The 18,270-nt window shown below is 64.3% G+C and carries 16 protein-coding genes; 10 read left to right on the top strand and 6 right to left on the bottom strand.

Annotated elements, in window-relative coordinates; genetic code table 11:
- Positions 1 to 342 precede the first annotated feature (342 nt).
- Positions 343 to 480 (top strand): HHHH-motif protein, encoded by a 138-nt coding sequence (locus WS75_RS34000; protein ID WP_167359252.1) that lies wholly within the window; start codon positions 343 to 345, stop codon positions 478 to 480.
- 68 nt (positions 481 to 548) lie between these two features.
- Positions 549 to 1,016 (top strand): DUF3761 domain-containing protein, encoded by a 468-nt coding sequence (locus WS75_RS01940; protein ID WP_059678913.1) that lies wholly within the window; start codon positions 549 to 551, stop codon positions 1,014 to 1,016.
- A 123-nt stretch (positions 1,017 to 1,139) separates the two neighbouring features.
- Here WS75_RS01940 and WS75_RS01935 read toward each other — a convergent pair whose 3' ends face one another.
- Positions 1,140 to 2,498, bottom strand: a complete 1,359-nt coding sequence (locus WS75_RS01935; protein WP_059678912.1) for a polyhydroxyalkanoate depolymerase — start codon at positions 2,496 to 2,498, stop codon at positions 1,140 to 1,142.
- A gap of 300 nt (positions 2,499 to 2,798) precedes the next feature.
- On the opposite strand from WS75_RS01935, the gene WS75_RS01930 reads away from it, so the two are divergent.
- A complete protein-coding gene (locus WS75_RS01930) occupies positions 2,799 to 3,461 on the top strand; it encodes a glutathione S-transferase family protein (RefSeq protein ID WP_059678930.1) in 663 nt (220 codons plus the stop codon).
- Positions 3,462 to 3,505: 44 nt separating this feature from the next.
- Here WS75_RS01930 and WS75_RS01925 read toward each other — a convergent pair whose 3' ends face one another.
- From WS75_RS01925 to WS75_RS01915, 3 genes are all read right to left on the bottom strand, one after another.
- Positions 3,506 to 4,474 (bottom strand): hypothetical protein, encoded by a 969-nt coding sequence (locus WS75_RS01925; RefSeq protein WP_059678911.1) that lies wholly within the window; start codon positions 4,472 to 4,474, stop codon positions 3,506 to 3,508.
- A 106-nt stretch (positions 4,475 to 4,580) separates the two neighbouring features.
- Positions 4,581 to 6,224, bottom strand: coding sequence for a DUF2334 domain-containing protein (locus tag WS75_RS01920; RefSeq protein WP_059678910.1), 1,644 nt, complete (start codon positions 6,222 to 6,224; stop codon positions 4,581 to 4,583).
- A gap of 12 nt (positions 6,225 to 6,236) precedes the next feature.
- A complete protein-coding gene (locus tag WS75_RS01915) occupies positions 6,237 to 6,497 on the bottom strand; it encodes a hypothetical protein (RefSeq protein ID WP_257129308.1) in 261 nt (86 codons plus the stop codon).
- Between the two features lie 1,011 nt (positions 6,498 to 7,508).
- On the opposite strand from WS75_RS01915, the gene WS75_RS01910 reads away from it, so the two are divergent.
- Together WS75_RS01910 and WS75_RS01905 are read left to right on the top strand one after the other, a co-directional pair.
- Positions 7,509 to 9,467 carry a glycosyl transferase family protein gene (locus WS75_RS01910; protein ID WP_059678909.1) on the top strand — a complete coding sequence of 653 codons (1,959 nt, stop codon included), beginning with the start codon at positions 7,509 to 7,511 and terminating at the stop codon, positions 9,465 to 9,467.
- Positions 9,464 to 11,158, top strand: coding sequence for an NfrA family protein (locus WS75_RS01905; RefSeq protein WP_059678908.1), 1,695 nt, complete (start codon positions 9,464 to 9,466; stop codon positions 11,156 to 11,158). Before WS75_RS01910 ends, WS75_RS01905 begins: the two co-directional genes overlap by 4 nt.
- A 41-nt stretch (positions 11,159 to 11,199) precedes the next feature.
- Here WS75_RS01905 and WS75_RS01900 read toward each other — a convergent pair whose 3' ends face one another.
- Positions 11,200 to 12,102 (bottom strand): hypothetical protein, encoded by a 903-nt coding sequence (locus tag WS75_RS01900; RefSeq protein WP_059678907.1) that lies wholly within the window; start codon positions 12,100 to 12,102, stop codon positions 11,200 to 11,202.
- Between the two features lie 124 nt (positions 12,103 to 12,226).
- On the bottom strand, positions 12,227 to 12,598 hold the full coding sequence (locus WS75_RS33235; RefSeq protein WP_156429688.1) for a hypothetical protein: 372 nt from the start codon (positions 12,596 to 12,598) through the stop codon (positions 12,227 to 12,229).
- 50 nt (positions 12,599 to 12,648) lie between these two features.
- On the opposite strand from WS75_RS33235, the gene WS75_RS01895 reads away from it, so the two are divergent.
- The 5 genes from WS75_RS01895 to WS75_RS01875 all read left to right on the top strand — a co-directional run bounded on the left by WS75_RS01895 (position 12,649) and on the right by WS75_RS01875 (position 18,270).
- Complete coding sequence (locus WS75_RS01895; protein ID WP_059678928.1) at positions 12,649 to 13,887, top strand: Crp/Fnr family transcriptional regulator; 1,239 nt, start codon at positions 12,649 to 12,651, stop codon at positions 13,885 to 13,887.
- Positions 13,888 to 13,910: 23 nt separating this feature from the next.
- Positions 13,911 to 14,675, top strand: coding sequence for a flagellar motor protein (locus WS75_RS01890; protein WP_059678906.1), 765 nt, complete (start codon positions 13,911 to 13,913; stop codon positions 14,673 to 14,675).
- An 18-nt stretch (positions 14,676 to 14,693) separates the two neighbouring features.
- Positions 14,694 to 15,371 carry an OmpA/MotB family protein gene (locus WS75_RS01885; protein WP_059678905.1) on the top strand — a complete coding sequence of 226 codons (678 nt, stop codon included), beginning with the start codon at positions 14,694 to 14,696 and terminating at the stop codon, positions 15,369 to 15,371.
- A 147-nt stretch (positions 15,372 to 15,518) separates the two neighbouring features.
- Positions 15,519 to 17,381, top strand: a complete 1,863-nt coding sequence (locus WS75_RS01880; protein ID WP_059678904.1) for a methyl-accepting chemotaxis protein — start codon at positions 15,519 to 15,521, stop codon at positions 17,379 to 17,381.
- Between the two features lie 100 nt (positions 17,382 to 17,481).
- Entirely contained in the window at positions 17,482 to 18,270 is a 789-nt protein-coding gene (locus WS75_RS01875; protein WP_059678903.1) for a hypothetical protein, read from the top strand.

The following is an 18,270-nucleotide window of genomic DNA, read 5'->3' as shown; positions in this document are numbered from 1 at the left end:
ATCACGCCAAAAGTTAACATCTCAGCGCAGCGTTTACAACCAATCCTTCCCTAAAATAAAAAATGCCGTTCAGCTGCTTAACTGAACGGCATTACCGCCTTCGGGCGGTTTTTTTATTGATCGTGTCCCGACACCTCGTCCTGCTTCGGTCATTCGATATCCAAAGCGTTCGCCGCGTAATGAAATGGAAAGAACTGACGGTTGTTTGTCAGCCACGCGTGACGTTTCGTTACACGCTGTCAAAGATCGTCAATTCGACGCGGGTGCGGTGCACGGCGCATCGGTGGCCGGCGTTAAGGGGATAACAGCCGGAGCGCCGGCTGCCTTACCCAGGAGAATGTCATGACCCGCATCGCGAAGATCCTGACCGTGACGGCCGTCGCCTGCGCCGCGCTCGTGCCGGCGCTGGCCGAAGCCCATTCGCACCGAGTGTGCCATTTCGATCACCACCATCACCGCGTGTGCCGCTGGGTTCGTTGACCCGCGGCGCGGTATTCCCCGCATCGCGTCGGGGTGTTTTTCCCATTCAGGCAAATCAGGAGAGGACTATGAAAAAGACGATGTTGATCGCCGCGCTCGTCGCGGGCATGGGCATGTCGATCGGTGCGTTCGCACAGGTTCCGGCCAGCGCGCCGGCCGGCACGACCGGGCTGTGCAAGGACGGTTCGTTCTACTCGGGCGCGTCGAAGAAGGGCGCATGCGCCGGTCACAAGGGCGTGAAGACGTGGTACGGCGCCTCGTCGGCAGCCGCGGCCAGCGCACCGGCCGCAACCCCCGCGACCGCGGCTTCCGCTTCCGCCGCATCGGGCGCGGCACCGGCGAAGAGCGCGCCCGCGACGACCGCGGCAGCGGCGCCCGGCGGCGGCGCGGGCAAGGTGTGGGCCAACGACAGCACGAAGGTCTACCACTGCTCGACCGACAAGTACTACGGCAAGACGAAGCACGGCAGCTACATGTCGGAAGCCGATGCGAAGACGAAGGGCTACCACGCATCGCACGGCAAGGCCTGTTCGTAATATCGACGGCATGCGCGAGCGTTGCCGCTCGCGCACTGACCGGCATCGCGCCCCGCCATCCGTGCGGGGCGATTCGTTTGTAGCGCCGATGTGCCGCGCGGAGCGCTGCCGTACCGCGCGGGTTCAGTGCACGCGATCGGATTGCGTCGCGGCCGCCGCCGTATCGTGACCGGCCGCGCGCGCGTCGAGCAATGACCGCAGCGTCACGTAGTGCACGCCGCTCGCTCCGCCGTCCGTATCGGCGCTGCGATCGTAAGGTTCGTTGTCGTGGATCGTCGCACGTACGATCGGATAGATCTGCGTTTCCCAACGGCTGCCGTTGAACACGCCATAGTGACCCACGCCCGTCTGCACGTGGTGCGTTTTCAGGTAAGGCGGCAATCCCGAACACAGCTCCTGCGCGGCCACCGTCTGGCCCACGGCGCAGATGTCGTCCTTCTCGCCCTCGATCGTCAGCAGCGCGGTGCGGTGGATCGCCGCCGGTTCCACCAACCGGTCGCCGACCATCAGCTCGCCGCGCGCGAGCGCGTATTGCTGGAATACTTTCTCGACCGTTTCCAGATAGAACTCCGCGGTGAGATCGGCCGTCGCGAAGTATTCATCGTAGAAATGGCGCAGCGTGTCGGCTTTCGCCACGTCGCCTTTCGCACGCTCGTAGTAGAGGTCGGCAAACGAAGCGGCATGGCGGTCGGGATTCATCGACATGAACGCGCCGACCTGCACGAAGCCCGGATACACGCAACGCTGCGCGCCGACGAAGCCGGCCGGCACGACACTGATCAGGTTGCGCGCGAACCATTCGATCGGCCTGCTCGTGGCGAGTGCGTTGACTTTCGTCGGATTCACGCGGCAGTCGATCGGCCCCGCCATCAGCGTCAGGCTCGCGGGTTGGGTCGGATCTCCGCCGGCGGCCATCAGCGCGACTGCCGACAGCGCGGCGACGGTCGGCTGGCAGATCGCGAGCACGTGTGCGTCCGGGCCGATATGGTGAATGAAATCGATGACGTGCCCGACGTATTCGTCGAAGCCGAAACGCCCGGCCGAAAGCGGGATGTCTCGCGGGTTGTGCCAGTCGGTGATGTACACGTCGTGATCGGCGAGCATCGTGCCGACGGTGCCGCGCAGCAGCGTCGCGAAATGCCCGGACATCGGCGCGACGATCAGCACGCGCGGCTGGCGCGCAACCGGCCGCGCCTTGCGGAAATGCAGCAGCGTGCCGAACGGCGTGGCCGCCGCGGCTTCCTCGACGATCGGCACCGATTCGCCGTCGACGACGACCGACGCGATGCCGAACGGCGGGCGCCGGTGCGAGAACGCGCAGCATTCGAGCAGTTCGCACAGCGCGTCGACCGTGCGGCCCGTCGGCGTCGACGTGGCGGGCGGCCACATCGACATCGTCGCGCGTGTGGCGGCCGCCCATGCACGCGCCGGGCGCAGGCATTCGGCAGACCATTGGTAGAACGGATAGGCAAGCAGGTTCATGGTCTTCGCTCGTTGCGTCACGTTGCATGGAACGAGGCAAGCCGTATGCCAGCATGCGGCTGGCACGCGCGTTGCACGCGGTTTGCGAATACGGCGACGGACACGGCGACACATGTGGCTCGCTGCAGCCGGACGGCCGAACGCCACGCGCAACTGCAGCGGTTCGGGGTAACGGCCGTGTCGCCCCACTGTGCGGCAATGCGCCAGTTCGGCGAACGCGCCGCACCGGCGTGGTGCGGTTCGCGTGGCGCGGCGCGCTTTCGGTGCAGGGGCACGAACGGCAATCAGCGGGAGAGTGACATGGGATCTACCGGACCGACGACGTTGACCATCAGCAGCCGCAACTACTCGTCGTGGTCGATGCGCGGCTGGCTGCTCGCAAGATTGAGCGGGCTCGCGTTCGAGACCGTCAGCGCGCCGATCGACGCGGCATCGCGCGCGGAACTGCTGCTGCTGTCGCCGTCGATCCTCGTGCCGTGCCTGACGCACGACGGCAACAGGGTGTGGGACACGCTCGCGATCGCCGAATATCTGAACGAGATCCAGCCGCAGGCGCAGTTGTTGCCCGACGACCGGCATGCGCGCGCGCATTGCCGGTCGATCTGCGGCGAGATGCATTCCGGTTTCAGCGCGCTGCGCTCCGCGCTGCCGATGAACCTGCGCGCGCATTTTCCCGGTTTCCGGATCTGGTCGCGTGCGCAGCACGACATCGAACGCATCGTGACGATCTGGCGCGATTGTCTGGCCGCATACGGCGGCCCGTGGCTGTTCGGCGAGCGGATCGGTGTCGCCGATGCGATGTACGCGCCGGTCGTCACGCGATTCCTGACCTACGACGTGAAACTCGAACCCGATATCGCCGAGTACTGCATGCGCATCCTCGCGCATCCGTTCGTCGCGGAGTGGATCGATGCCGCGAAAGCAGAGCAGGAAGACATCGACGAACTGGACATGGAGTTCTGACGCGCGGCGCACTTTCGTGCCCCGAGCCAGGCGCGGCAGGATCGTCAGGGCGTCGTTGCGGCGGGCCCGGATGCGGGCGGCCTGGGCGTGCCGGTGACGAGTGCTCGGGTGAGATTGTCCGACACATAGTGCGGACCGTCGAACAGATAGACCTGATAGCCCCGGTAAGCCGCCAGCTGCTTGCCCAGTTCCTCGGCGGTGGCCGGCCTGAATCCACCGTGCTCGCCGGGCCGGAAGGCCTCCGCGATCATCCGTACATGTCGTTTCCCCAGGCGCGAGGCCAGCTCGTCGGCGTAGGTGCGCGCGACGTACGGTTCGCGCGCATAGACGCCGCAACCGTCCTGGAAGAATACGCCGACGTCCGGAGGAAGCCAGGATGAGAGCCAGTCGGCCAGCGCTTTCCCGCCGATATTGGTCTGGTCGTACACGCTCACCCACAGCGGCCGCGGCAGCCGCTTCAGGATCTCGACGAGCCTGGGCGCATCCTGCCAGGTCGGATCGATTTCGACCGGGAAGTAGTAGCCGGTGACATGCAGCGGAACGTGCGCGCGTGCCACTTGCGCTGACTGGTCCGCCAGCGTCGACAGATGGGTGCGCGCACGCTTTTCGTCCTGATAGCCGGCCAGGCCCAGAATGACGTTTTCGGCCCACGGCTCGCGGCCGATGCGGGCCCAGTCCGGAAGCTGCGCCGCGGAGCGGATGCCGGTGCCGGGTACGTACGCGGTGTCGTCGACGACGCTCCACTGGATCAACAGATCGTGTACGCCGAGCATCTGCCAGTTCCCGACCGGACGGGTCGTCGCATTGTCCACCTGCCAGACGATGCCGTCGGCCTGCACGTCGTGCGGCGTCCAGCTACACGCGGCCATGACGAGCGACGCGCCGATGGTCACGAGCGTCGCCGTTCGCGACGAATGCGGCGCGGGCGAGCGCCGGGGAGCCCGGCTTGTGCGCCGGAACCGGCCCATACGCTGTCGAATGCCGCGCAAGGTCCGGATGGCGTACGTGATCATCGCTGCCTCCCCCGGAAGCGTTCCCGCGCGTCATCGTAGCCGACCCCATGCAAATGTGCGACCCGCATTCCCGCAGCGGGTCGCACGAGGCTTTCGCCGGCGCGTGTCACTTGGCCGTCGTGCCGTCCGCCCACGTATAGCCGAGATTCGTGATGCCGGTGATCAGACTCTGGAAGTCCTTGAAGGCCGGCAATTTGAGATCGGGCTCCAGCCAGTACGGGTGGAAGAAGAACGACGCGAAGCCGTCCCGCACCGCCAGACCGTATTGTGCGTTGGTGACGAGTTGCTGCCATGTGTACGAGATGCACGAGAACTGGTCGATATTGCAGATGTTGTACTGGATGCTGCCCAGGTTCTCCGGAATGATCCGCTCTCCGTAGTAATCGGAATTGATGATGTACGGGAAGAACTGCCCGGCAGAAAAGTCCTGGTTGGCTGCTCCCGTTCCGAGTTGCGGATTGGTCGACGTGTAGTAGACGGCCCGCTGGAACGTGGTCGGGAACGTGACGGCGGTGGCCGCCGCTGCATTCGGCGACATCTGGTACTGCGGCGCGGCCCAGCCGACGATCTTGTAGCCGTTGTTCGTGAACTCGGCGATGCCGTCGGCCATTCTGCCTTCCGCCCATTGCACGGAGTCCTCGTCGACCGGACGATTCTGCACCGCGAACCAGAACTCGTAGTCGCTGCCGCTGACCGCGTTCTGAACGTTCGGCGTCGAATCGTACTGGTGCGTATAGCCGTGCATCACGATCGAGCCGCCGCGCGCGATCGCATAGTTCAACGCACTCTTCAGGCCCGTTGCTTGCGCAAGATGGATCGTTTCCGGGACGCCGCCGTTGTAATACCCGTTCGGATCGGTATACAGCGGGATGGTCGCCATCGTGAACTTGATCTTCTTCGAGTACAGGTAATCCGTCAGCTGTTTCATCGAAGCCGTCGTCGTGAACGCGTCGAGATCCTCGAGACGGACGAGTGCACGATGATTCACCGGTGCATTGGTCTGCAAGATGTCGTGCAGGATGTCGCAGATCACCAGGTAGCGATCCGTCGGGCCGATGTACGAGAACGGCACGTCCGCGAAGTACCAGAGCTTGCCCGAGCGAACGACGTACGGCGTGGTGGCGCCGCTCGTGCTGTTCTTGATGGTGACGAGCGTCTGCGCCTTCGTGGTGTCGAGCACCTGGGTCAGGCCGACATCCGGGTCCGCGCTGATGACGCCGGTCGATGCGTTATACGCGTAGTACTTGACCATCGACAGGTTCTTGTACGTGACCGTGTCGTAGAAGCCGGGGTTCGGATTGCTCGACGAAGGCGTCGCGTTCATCCCGGCAAGGCCCAGGAAGCTGAACCCGTAGGTCTGGTTGAACGTGTAGGCCGTGTTCCAGGCGAGCTGCCACAGGTTGTACTTGAACCAGACGACGGTCTTCGTGGCGGTCATCACGTCGCTCATGAACGCCGCCGGAATCGGATTGTTGTAGTAGTCGCCGACGTAGAACGTCGCATCGTGGCTGCCGATCATGCCGGCCGTGTAGTTCTGTATCGGCACCATGTCGACCGTCGTATTGAAGTGGCCGAGCAGGTTCCTCAACATGATGCTGTACATCAGGCCGAGCTTCGAATACGGGTCGTTCGGCGGGTTGTCGTACAGCACAAGCGTATGGGCGGTGGTGGCCTGCGCGTGCGCCGTGCCCGGCAATGTCATTTGCGCGAGTCCGGCAAGCAGTGCTATGACGATCAAGATCTTCTTCATGGCCGTTTCTCCCTAGTCACGTTCAACGTTGCCGTTGTTCTTCTTGACGAGCTTCCTGTTGAACTTGGGGCGCCCCGTCTCTTTGTATGCCTTGTCCCAATCCTCGTCGGACATGCCGGCCTTCAGATTGACCTGGGCGGAGCCGATCGGCAGCGGCGGCGGCTTGATCTTGCCGGTCGACGACTGGTTCGTCTGCTGCGCACTCGCTTCCTGCGTCGCGCCGATGACGACGAGCGCGGAGGCCAACGCGACGATTAGCCCGACGGCGCTCAACCCGTTTCGAAAAGATTGATGGCGATGCGAAGGCATGATGTTCATCCTTTGATATGCAAATTAAGTTCATCTCGTTTACGAAACGAGCCTGGCGAAGTGCCATTCAGCATTCAAAATCGGGGCGTTATGTCGTTTCTTTTGCGCGCTTGATACCGGATGAAAATACGCAACCGGATAGTCCTGCCTTCAAGCTAAATCCGTACCATCCGCCGCAAATGAGCACCAGGCCGACACGCCGAAATCGGCACGTCGAGACAGTCTGAGATTTGTTTCGATAAACGTTTCACGCATGCAACGCGGCCGCCTTCGCGTATTCCATCCAGCGCATTCGTCGAGCTTGTTCGGACGATTCAGGGAAAACCAGTTGCGCGCCGCGCGCCGCATACTGCAACGCGGAAATCGGGCCGGTCGTCTTGCACATGCAACAGAGATTCGGACACCGGATCGTTTCGTCAGACGACGCTCATTGCAGTCACTGGCTGCCGCACAGCGCGATGCCGCGCCGATCTCGGCAACCGGAGCGCGGTGTTCGACCGGCCATGTTGCGTTCATCGGGTGGCTCGACAGCGTGTTTCAGCACTGAAACGTTTGGACCGGATTCGATTCGGCAATCGCGCGACGCCCGCGCCAGGCCTCCGAAGGCCAAGGGTGGCGCGACGATGGCGCACGACTTGCTTGAAGAGCTGTGCGTGGAGAAGGCGGCGCACGGGACGCACTGCGCGGCGCCGGATCGGAAACGGCTGCAAGCGTCGGCGAATGCAGGGGCGCAGGCAAGCAAGCGAGGGAAACCGGCTGTCAAAAGTCATCCACTGAACACGTTGCATGTTTACTGATGGTACGTGGTCGTATCAATAACGCTCGATGCGTCATCGAGTCTTTTGGGGGCGAAAGGAATCGACGTGGCGCTGGCCACGAAGTGGACGTGATGGGGTCGACGGGGACGGGCGCGATTCCGTCTTACGTTGGTGCGGCGGAGAAGAAGCACGAACAAGAGACGAGCGCGGAAAAGTGATGGATAATATGATATGGAGTGCGTATTTATATGCGCTCAACATTGTCGCCATTGTGACCGCCATCGTCATCCTGGTCAGCACGCTGGATGACCTCACGCTGGATGCCTGCTACTGGTCGTTTGAACTCGGGCGAATCTTGCGACGCGAGAAATCGCAGACTGTCGATATCGGCATGCTGCGCGCGCTGGACGAGCGCCATCTGGCACTCATGGTGCCGGCGTGGAAAGAGTATGACGTGATCGCCAAGATGATCGAAAACACGCTGGCGACCCTCGAGTACGAGCGCTACGTCATCTTCGTCGGCACCTACCACAACGACGCTGAAACCACGGCGGAAGTCGAACGGATGGTGCGCCGGTATCCGGGCAGGGTGACGCGCGCAACGGTCATGAACGATGGGCCGACCTGCAAGGCCGATTGCCTGAACTGGATCATCGAAACCATCCTGCGCTACGAAGAAGTCCATCACGTCCGGTTCGCGGGCGTCGTCATGCACGACTGCGAAGACGTCATTCATCCGGTCGAACTCAAGTACCTCAATCATGCGGTAGCGGAAAGCGATCTGGTCCAGCTCCCGGTTCTGTCCTTGCCGCGAAAATGGAACGAGTTCGTCGCCGGCTGCTACCTCGACGATTTCAGTGAAACGCACCAGAAGGACGTGCCGGTGCGCGCCCGCCTGACCGGCGTGGTGCCGGGCGCGGGCGTGGCATCGTGCTATAGCCGGCGTTCGATCGAAGCGGCGATGAAGGAGCGCGACGGTTGCCCGTTCAACACGAGTTCGCTGACCGAGGACTACGACTTCAGCTTCCGGTTGAGAGATCTCGGCATGAAGGAAGTGTTTGCCTGCTTTCCGCTCTCGGGCCTCGTGCGCGATGATGGCGGTGAGCGCGCGGGGTCCGACGCGGACAATCGAAACCTGCTGGCCACGCGCGAGTATTTCCCGAAGACGTTTCGCACCGCCTACCGGCAGCGAGCGCGCTGGATCCTCGGCATCGCCTTCCAGGGCTGGGAGCAGCTCGGCTGGAAGGGCGACCTCCTCACCCGCTACATGTTCTTCCACGATCGCAAAGGCATCTTGACGTCGCTGTTTTCAGTGGTTGCCTACGGCGTGCTGCTCAATTTCGTGTTGCTTGCCGTCCTTCAGAAAAGCGGCCACATCATTCCGGCCGGCACCCACGTGTTGATGGCCGGTGCATGGGTGACGCCGCTGCTTTGGATCAACACCGTCATGCTGTTCGCCCGCGCCGGTCAGCGCTTCCACTTCGTCAGCAAGCTGAACGGGCCGCTCCAGGGGCTGCTGTCGATCCCCAGGATGTTCGTCAACAACCTGATCAATTTCTGCGCGGTGAGTCGCGCGTGGCGCATCTATGTCGGCCACCTCGTGAGCGGCAGGCCGATCGCGTGGGACAAGACCAGTCATACCTATCTGTCGAACGAAGAACTCGGGAAGGCGCGGCGCAAGATCGGCGAGATCCTGGTCGGCTGGGGCGTGGTTTCTCTGGAGCAGTTGCAAGCAGGGCTCGAGAAACAACTGACATGCGGCAAGCGGCTGGGCGAACTGTTGCTCGAATGCGGCGCGCTTTCCACCGAATCGCTGGCCGACGCGATCGCCGAGCAGGCGGACCTGCCGCGCGTGAGCCTGGGCAACGTCGCGGTAGGCCATTTCGCGGATTCGCTGGCCTTCGAGCTGCAGTATGCGTATCGCGCCGTCCCGTTTTCGACCGCGGACGACGGGACACTCAATGTTGCGGTCGGTCGCCCGCTCACGCAGGACGAACAGGACGTCGTGCGGCGCGGTGCCAGATCGAACGTTGCCTATTTCATCGCTTGCGATGCCGAGATTGCCGCCGAACTCGCGCGGCACTCGCGCTTCGTCGACATCGCCCGGCTGCGCGACGGCGACGACGCGACGCCGCCGGCATCTCCGGCAAAAAGGCCGTCGGGAGAACAGGCATGAAGCGCTCGACACGTCCGATCCCGGCCGGCCTCACGCGCTGCGCACGGTTGAGTGCCCTGGCCCTCGCCATATCGCTCGCCTGGCAGGTGCCGGCATCCGCCGCCCAGCACCTTACCGCCAAGGCCTACCGGCTCGCCGACGGCGCCTACAAGGCGATCAATGCCGGCGACCTGCCGCGCGCGGAAGCGTATGCGTCGCGCGCCGTCAAGATTCAGCCGGGGAGCGAGCAGCTCGGGCTGCTGCTCGCGGATGTGTACCGGCGCGAAGGAAAAGTCGACGAAGCGGACGCGATGCTGGAATCGCTGAGCGTCCGTTTTCCGAAGAGCCCGGAGGTGCTGGCGCAGCATGGCTACCTGGCGCAGCGGCAGATGCGCTACGACGTTGCGTGCCGCGATTTCTCGGCCGCCGTCGCGACCGGAAAATGGAGCCTCGAGCAGCAGCGCAACTTGCGTCTCGCATGGTCGGACAGCGCGCTCGCGGCCAATCGCCCGCATGAAGCGGGCGTTGCACTGGCGCCGCTGGCCGATGAAAAATCGGCCGTGATCCAGGTGCGCATCGCGCAACTGAGCCTGCAGGCCGGCGATCGCGAAAGCGCCATCCGCATGGCGGAGCTGGCGGCGAGCGATGCATCGACGGATGCGGAGCGCAACATGGCTGCGTCGATCGCGGCGCAGGCGCGGCAAGTCGATCCGCCGCCGCAGACGCCGGTCGACGATAGCGCCCAGCAGGAACTGCAGCACGCCTATGACCTCGTGCGCGAACACAAGGATCGTGAGGCGCTCGACGCATTCCAGGCGGGTTTCGCCGGCGGCGCCGGCAACGCGATGAACTACGCGGACGCCGGCTATACCGCCAAGCGGATCGGATTGAATGAGCAATCCGTCCAGCTGTTTGAACGCAGTCTCGATGCCGATGAAAACGAACACGCGTTCGACACGCAGCGCAAGTTCGGCTATCGGCGGGAAGTCGAACAGCTGGAGCGCACCTGGGGCTTCGTGCTGAGTGCGCCATACCAGTCGGCCGCATTCGGCCCGCAAGGCACCGTCAACGTGCTCCAGCCGGGTGTGGAGGTGTACTGGCAGCCGCCGAAGATCGGCTATCAGAACGGCCGTATTTTCCAGTTCTTCGTGCGCGGATATGGCACGGCCTACGACGGCAGCGGCAACGTGACCGGCATGCCGACCGTGCAAGGGTCGGTGGGTGCGCGCTACAAGCCGATACCTGACCAGAACGTGGTGGTGACCGCCGAGCGGCTGTTCCATGTCGGCAGCCTGTCGATGACGGACTGGCTGATGCGCCTGGGCTATTCGTCGGAGGCGGGCACCGATCTGCGGGTGACCGAACCGAGCTGGCGGAGCTGGCAGGCTTATGTCGAGGGGGCGTATTTCATCAAGGCGGGCCGCTACATCATCTATTCGGAGCTGCGCTACGGGCATACGTGGCGTCTGCCGGCGCTCAGCGACCGGCTGACCGTCTACCCGCACGTCGCGGTGGCAGGCGATCACGACAATCGTCAGCCGGACGAGACGGCGATCGGTGCGGGGCCCGGCGTCCAGTTCAGGTACTGGTTTCGCGAAGGCAGGTATACCGCGCCGGCGAGCTATCTCGACGTGACGGTGCAATATCGTTTTCCATTGACGTCAGCGGCACGCGCACGTGGTCTCGTGGTACGCGCGACATTGTGGTTCTGAGCGGCTACGCTGACGCAGGAACGACTCGCGGATGAGCCCGATCAGTTGGGCGACTTCAGCGTGATGATGGTTTGACGCAACAGCTGGAAGTACGAGCTCGTGGAATACGGGACCATCTGCTCGGCGTAGTTCCACCAGAAGAATCCACCGATGAAACGCGGATCGTTCATGCTGTTGACCATCGGGTAATAGGTTTTGATCAGATTCTGCTGCACGGACGCCGGCGCGGAAGTTTCCGATGTGCCAATTTCGCCGAAACCGACCTTCGCGTTCGGGAAGATGCTTTCCAGTGCCGCGAAATCGCTATTCCACGACGGATTGAGCCCCGGGCAATCCTGATACGGGTAGTAGCTGAACAGCGCGTAGTCGGCCTGCTGGCGCACCGTGGCCGGCAGGAAAGCCGTCGGCCAGGTCTTCCAGTAATCCTGCGGCTTCTCCCAGCAGTTGTTGCCCTTGCTGTCGTCGTTGTAGTACAGCGTGATCGCGGTCTTGCCGCCGTTCGATTTGACGATCGTGTTGGCCGCGGCGACCATCTGGCCGATCTGCTGCTCCTCCGAATTGACCGTGGTATTCGTGCCGCTCGGATCGGGGCGCAGCCATTCGCCGTTGATTTCGTTTGCGATCTCCCACACGTCGACCGTGTTCTTCAACTGCGACACGAGTTCCTGCGTTCGCGCCTTGTACGTCGCGAGATTCGTCGGGAAATAGTAAGAATCGTAGACCTCGCCCATCACGTACGCGACGGCGTGCAGACGTAGCAGCGGCGCGTAGTAGTCGGCGGCCGACGTGCCCGGATCGAACACGACGCGCACGGTTGGCCGGTACGGCAGGTTCTGCAGCGACGCGACGATCGCATCCAGCTTCGTCAGGTCGTCGAGCGTAACGCCGTAGACCGGATTCTTCAGCGGTTCGACCTGGGCGCTGGCGGATTGGGACAGGGGCATCAGCCCGGCATAAGCAACGCATGCGGCAATGGCCGTGCGCGAGATAGTTTTCGTCAGTTTAATCAAAACTTCATTCCATCCTAAAGTAAGAAGAAGCGTGATTTTAGACGAAAATAAAAGGTAATTATCGGACGATATAGGTGTAAAGGGGCCGGATAATGCGCAGGGAAAGTCGCGCCCGCGGCGCTTCCGCAAGATAAAGACAGCATCCCGAAACGAATGCCGGCGACATCGGTCCGGCCGGTTTGGCCGACTGAACGGGAAACGCCGTCGCTGCGCTGTTGCGCTTTGCGCGCCTCGCGCGCCGCACGCCCATCGTCGAGCTGTCGATCGGCGGCGCACGCTTGCGGAAGCATCGAATGGATACTTGCGACGACGCGTGTCCGCTCGCAAACGTTTCACCGTGATTTTCGATGAAAACGCGCACGAATTCCCTAAAGGATGGCGATGCCGATGACGTTAAGCGGGCACGGGGATGACTGTCGATCGCATGCATGCGAGATGCGACGCGCAGTCCGCAACAACCAGCGCAGCAGGGGAACCAACTTGAACCGTCAGCAATCTTGGACGCGTACGGCCGCGCCCGGCGAGATCATCTACTCGGAGGGCTTCGCCGGCGAGCCCGTCATCTTTCTGATCGCCGACGGCAAGGTCGAGCTGTCGACGCGCTGCGAGGACAAGCGTGTCGTCGTCGCGACGCTCGGGCGCGGCGAGTTCTTCGGCGAATCCGCGCTGCTCTCATCCGAGCCGCGCGCGCATACGGCGAAGGCGCTGTCGTTCTGTCAGCTCACGGTCGTGCCGGCCGCGCTGCTCGACGAGGAAATCGAGCACGTGTCCGCGCTGCTCCGTCATGTCGTGCGCACGATGATCCGGCGCGTGAAGCGCAAGGACGACCAGCTCGCGACCTATACGCACGCGGACTTCATGCCGGGCGTGCTGTCGTATGCGCATGTGCTGTCGCTGATGGCGAGTGCCGACACGCGCGGATCGGACGACGCGTGGTCGCGGCGGCCGATGCAGGCGCAAGCGGCCGAGGCATCGGTGCCGCTCGCGGACGTGATTCGCCGCTGTCGCGCGATCGCCGGCCATTCGCGCCCGCACGTGCTTGCGATGCTGCGCCGCATGGAGAAGCTCAATCTCGTCACGATCGAAGCCGCGCAGCCCGACCATGCCGGCGGCGCGGTCGATTACTCGGCGTCGTCGGATGCGCGCCAGGTCGTCACGTTCGATGCCGCGCGCGTGGTCGATCGCGCGCAGCAGGTCGCCGATCACGATCTCGACCTGTCCATCAACAGCGAGCTTGAACTGATCGAACTGGCCGATCTCGAAGCGCTGATCGGCGTCGACCGGAAGTTGCTGCTCAACAAGCTGTCGCACGGCGAGATCGCCGACGAGGTGTTCGCGTTCCGCAAGTCGAAAGTGCTCGGTTACGTCGAGCAGAAAGGCGTCGCGTATTTCTCGCGGCGCAGCCCGCGCGCCGGCGGCGACGTGCGTGCGCTCGAGGATGTCGTGTGGGTCGATCAGCGAACGCTGTTCGACGTGATCAGCGCATTCGATACGTACGATCTCGCAAAGCTGATCGCGAGCCTCGACGATCGCGCGGTGGCCGACAAGTTGTTCTCCGTGATGACGGAAGCGCGGCGCAACGAGGTGTCGTGGGTGATGCGCCGTGAGCTGAAGCTCGACCCGATCGAGGTCGAGGAGATCGAACGACGCGTGCTCGATGCCGTGCGCGCGGCCAAGGCGCCTGCGGCACCGGTGCCGCTGGCTTCATCCGACGCGTGACGCGCAACCCGACGGAGACATCTATGGACTTGTTGACCCTGGCCGGCGTGCTGCTCGGCGGCGCGGCGATCGTATTCGGCTTCGCACAGGAAGGCGGACATTTTTCGACGCTGTTCCAGTTCGAGGCGCTCGTGATCGTGCTCGGCGGTACGCTCGGCGCGGTGATGATCCAGAACACGTGGGCGCGGTTTTTCGATGCGGTGAAACAGTTGCGACTCGCGTTCGTGCGTGCGCAGGAAGTCGACCGCAAGCACCTGACCGACCTGCTGGAGTGGGGCGATCGCGCGAAGCTCGACGGGTTGCTCGCCTTCGAATCGATGGACGTGAGCGGCATCCATCCGTTCGCGCGGCGCGGGCTTGAACTGCTCGCGAACGGCGTGTCGACCGCCGTGCTCGAGGACGCGCTGCACCGCGAACTCGACGCATACGAGCGCAGCCGGCTCGCGGCCGCGCGCGTGTGGCAGCAGGCCGGCGGCTATGCGCCGACATTCGGCATTCTCGGCTCGGTGCTCGGGCTGGTCCAGGTGACAAGCCACATTCTCGAACCGGCGCAGCTCGGGCCGGGCATCGCGGTCGCGTTCATCGCGACGCTCTACGGCCTCGCGTTTGCGAACCTCGTGTTTCTGCCGCTCTACGGCAAGCTGCGCGCGCAGATCGACAGCGAGTTGCGTTTCCGCAAGCTCTATCTCGACGGGCTGCTTGCGATCTCGCGCAAGGAGTCGCCGCATACGATCGAGACGCGGCTGACCGGCGACGTGCGCGGCCGCGCGGCTGAGTCCCTCGCATGACGCTCCGGGAGTTTCGACATGACCGCTCGAACTGACGGCGCACGGGCGGCCTCGGCCGCCGCCGATCGCGACGACGAAGCCGAAGGCACGCAGTCCGGACGCTGGCTGCTTTCCTACGCGGATCTCATCACGACGCTGATGGTGCTGTTTCTCGCGCTGTACGTGCTGCAGCTCGCGAAATACAACGCGCTCGACGCGCGCTATCAGACGCTCGCGCGGCAGGACAGCGGGACCGCGAGCGCGCCGGACGCAGCGACGCCCGGGCGTGCCCCCGCATGGCTGACATCGCTCGACGCGCTGAAGTCGAACGGCCGCATCTCGCTTCTGCGCGCGCCGCACGGCATCGAGATCGGCATCGACGCGAAGGTCCTGTTCAACGTCGGCGATGCACGTTTGCTGCCCGATGCGACGCCGGTGCTGAGCCAGATCGCGCAGGCGCTGACCGAGCATGCGACCGGCGACATTCTCGTCGAGGGGCACACCGACAGCGTGCCGATCGCGAATGCGAAATACGAATCGAACTGGGAGCTGTCCTCCGCACGGGCAGGCAGCGTGGTGCGCTATCTGGCCGATCGCGGCGTTGCACCTCACCGGCTCGCCGCAATCGGGCGGGCCGATACGCAGCCGCTCGTCGCGGGCGACGATGCGGCCGCGCGGGCGCGCAACCGGCGCGTGACGATCTTCGTCGCGTATTGAGCGTGCGAGCCTCGACCGGCGCGACGGTCATCCGTCAACGACATATCGGATCCCGCATGGCAAACATCTGAACCCGGCGATGCGATTCCGCGCGCGCCTGCCGATAACCCAAGCTGGCTCAGACCGAGCGGTTATCGAGGGTTCCCCATGCATTTCTGGCGCACGCTGTCCATTCAGAACAAGCTGATTCTCAGCATGACGAGCTGCCTGCTCGTGTTCGTCGCGATCTCGAGCGGGTTGAGTGTCCGCCTGATCGGCAACGCCGTGCGCGATCGCGTCGTCCGCGAAGCGCTGCCGACGGCCGTGAGCGGCATCCGCGCCGACGTGCAGCGTCAGATGGCCGGGCCGATCGCCGCATCGCGTGTCCTCGCGCGCGATGCGTTCCTGCTGCAATGGGAAGCCGACGGCGAGCCCGACGCCGGCACGCGCAGCTGGACCGAGCTGGCGAGGAACGTGAAGGACGAGCAGAAGGCGGCGTCCGTGCAGTGGGCGTCGAAGAAGAGCGGCAACTACTACAACGAGGCCGGCCTGCAGCGGAAGGTCACCGACGAGGATCGTTGGCTCGCGACCTTCCTCGCGTCGGGCAAGCCCTACGAAGTGAACCTGGATCGCGAGGTCACGGCCGGCGGCTACATGCTGTTCATCAACAGCCGTGTGGAACTCGGCGGCACGCCCGTCGGCGCGACCGGCATGAGCCTGTCCGTCGATGCGCTCGCGAAGGGGATCGCCGCGTACCGGATCGGCGATACCGGGTTCGCGTTCCTCGTGCGCCCCGACGGCGCGATCATGATGCATCGCGATACGTCGCTGATCGACGGCAAGCACTTCCTGAAGGACGAACCGGGGCTGCCCGGTGATGCGTCGTCGACGCTGCTGGCCGGCAAGCCGTATGCGTACCTGAGCTACGACGGCGACAGCGGTGCGCGCTTCATCGCGACGTCGTTCATTCCGGAGCTGAATGCGTATGTGGTCGTCGAAGTGCCGCAGGCCGAACTGCTCGGCCCGGTGACGCGTGCGATTCGCAGCGCGGCGCTGGTCGCCGCGGTCGCGGGCCTCGGCGTCGCGCTGGTCGTGATCTGGCTGGTCGGACGCGCGATCGCCGCGCCGATCCGCCGCGCGGCGACGCTGCTGTCGGAGATCGCGAGCGGCCAGGGCGACCTGACGCGCCGGATGACGGTCGAGAGCGAGGACGAGATCGGCCAGCTGTCGGACGCGTTCAACCGCTTCGTGTCGTCGTTGTCGACGCTCGTTCACCGGATTCGCGCTGCGTCCGCGTCGATCGCGACCGGATCCGCGCAGATCGCGTCGGGCAATGCGGACCTCAGCGAGCGGACCGAAGGGCAGTCGAGCAACCTCGAGCGGACGGCTTCGTCGATGGAGGAAATCACGGCGGTCGTGCGCAACAACACCGAAACCGCGACGACGGCCGCGAAGCTGATCACCGGCGCATCCGATACGGCGACGCGCGGCGGGCACGTCGTGGGTGAAGTCGTGACGACGATGGAGCAGATCAGCGATGCGTCGCAGCGCATCTCCGAGATCATCGTGATGATCGACAGTATCTCGTTCCAGACGAACATCCTCGCGCTGAATGCGGCGGTCGAGGCCGCGCGCGCCGGCGAGCAGGGACGCGGGTTCGCGGTCGTTGCGTCGGAAGTGCGCAACCTCGCGCAGCGCAGCGCGCAGGCGGCGAAGGAGATCAAGGCGCTGATCGAGCACAGCGCGGGGACCGTGAACACCGGGTCGCGGCTCGTCAGCGAGGCCGGGAAGGTGATGAGCGACGTCGTATCGCAGGTGCAGGGCGTCAGCGCGATGATGCGCGAGATCGCCGAGGCGAGCCTTGAACAGAGCGCCGGCATCGACCAGATCGGCGACGCGGTGCAGTCGCTCGATCAGATGACGCAGCAGAATGCGGCGCTGGTGGAGCAAAGCGCCGCGGCGGCGGAAAGCCTGAAGCAGCAGGCGGCGGAACTGACGCGGCTGGTATCGGCATTCAAGGTTGATGAATGAAGCGCGCGCGACGTTAGAATGATGCGCTTCTCAGGGACGTCGGCCGCGGGATCTCGGCGGACGTTTTCGCTGTTGGCGCGGGATTCGGTACGTCATAAAAATGAAGCGCATTTCAAGACTGAAGGTCGGGGTAGGGGCGGTGGTGGTCGCGGCGGCGCTCGCCGCAGTCGGGGCGAAGGTGATTGCGTCGCCGGCGGATTCGTATCTTGCTTATCGGAAGAAGGCTGCGGCGGCCGTGGTGGCGGCACGAACGGAAGATCGGCCGAGTGTCGACCGGCAGTACACGGCCGACGTGAATGCACGGCTCGCCCGGCTCATCGGCACGGTCCGGGCGAAAGGGTTTGCCGCGACGGCGGCGGGCACGGTGCAGAGCGTCGGCCCCGTCGACGGGGTGCCGCCGGGGCCGGACGGGCTGGCCTTCAAGTCGGCCGACGGCAAGACGAATCTCGTCGTGACGACGGTTCCGTTGCTGAAGGCGTGGGCGAGCACGGCGGATGCGGGCATCAAGCCGACGGACGACGTGGCCGCGATTCTCGACAATGAAACGCTTTACACGGACATATTCAGCGACGACGCCGCTGCGTTTCGCTTCGCCGAGTTGCCCGTCAAGCGGCAGCCGGCCGACGGCGTGGTGAAGGCGTGGCTGCTGGGTGAAAGCCAGGACGGCGTGCCGGACGGGCCGAACACGCTGGCCGTGTCGGTCCGGCAGGGCGAACGGGTTTATATCCAGTGGAAGAGCGTGACGCTGCGCCCGATCGTGGCGTGCAGCGCGGGGCGCGTGCCCGAGGACGCGCGGCAGGCATGTTTCGCCAGGCAGGTGGTGTCACAGCGGATCTACCTGCGGCTCGTCGCGCAGGCGCAATCGATGGCCGATGCCGTGGTCCGGTAG

Origin of the sequence: Burkholderia sp. FL-7-2-10-S1-D7 (assembly GCF_001524185.1) — a bacterium.
GTDB lineage: Bacteria > Pseudomonadota > Gammaproteobacteria > Burkholderiales > Burkholderiaceae > Burkholderia > Burkholderia diffusa.
The sequence above is the reverse complement of the archived record's forward strand: the minus strand, read 5'-3'. Positions and strand labels throughout refer to the sequence as shown.

Coding starts and splice junctions, on each gene's coding strand:
- WS75_RS34000 (WP_167359252.1), top strand. CDS start 343: ATGACCCGCATCGCGAAGATCCTGACCGTGACGGCCGTCGCCTGCGCC.
- WS75_RS01940 (WP_059678913.1), top strand. CDS start 549: ATGAAAAAGACGATGTTGATCGCCGCGCTCGTCGCGGGCATGGGCATG.
- WS75_RS01935 (WP_059678912.1), bottom strand. CDS start 2,498: ATGAACCTGCTTGCCTATCCGTTCTACCAATGGTCTGCCGAATGCCTG.
- WS75_RS01930 (WP_059678930.1), top strand. CDS start 2,799: ATGGGATCTACCGGACCGACGACGTTGACCATCAGCAGCCGCAACTAC.
- WS75_RS01925 (WP_059678911.1), bottom strand. CDS start 4,474: ATGATCACGTACGCCATCCGGACCTTGCGCGGCATTCGACAGCGTATG.
- WS75_RS01920 (WP_059678910.1), bottom strand. CDS start 6,224: ATGAAGAAGATCTTGATCGTCATAGCACTGCTTGCCGGACTCGCGCAA.
- WS75_RS01910 (WP_059678909.1), top strand. CDS start 7,509: ATGGATAATATGATATGGAGTGCGTATTTATATGCGCTCAACATTGTC.
- WS75_RS01905 (WP_059678908.1), top strand. CDS start 9,464: ATGAAGCGCTCGACACGTCCGATCCCGGCCGGCCTCACGCGCTGCGCA.
- WS75_RS01900 (WP_059678907.1), bottom strand. CDS start 12,102: ATGCCCCTGTCCCAATCCGCCAGCGCCCAGGTCGAACCGCTGAAGAAT.
- WS75_RS33235 (WP_156429688.1), bottom strand. CDS start 12,598: ATGCATGCGATCGACAGTCATCCCCGTGCCCGCTTAACGTCATCGGCA.
- WS75_RS01890 (WP_059678906.1), top strand. CDS start 13,911: ATGGACTTGTTGACCCTGGCCGGCGTGCTGCTCGGCGGCGCGGCGATC.
- WS75_RS01885 (WP_059678905.1), top strand. CDS start 14,694: ATGACCGCTCGAACTGACGGCGCACGGGCGGCCTCGGCCGCCGCCGAT.
- WS75_RS01880 (WP_059678904.1), top strand. CDS start 15,519: ATGCATTTCTGGCGCACGCTGTCCATTCAGAACAAGCTGATTCTCAGC.
- WS75_RS01875 (WP_059678903.1), top strand. CDS start 17,482: ATGAAGCGCATTTCAAGACTGAAGGTCGGGGTAGGGGCGGTGGTGGTC.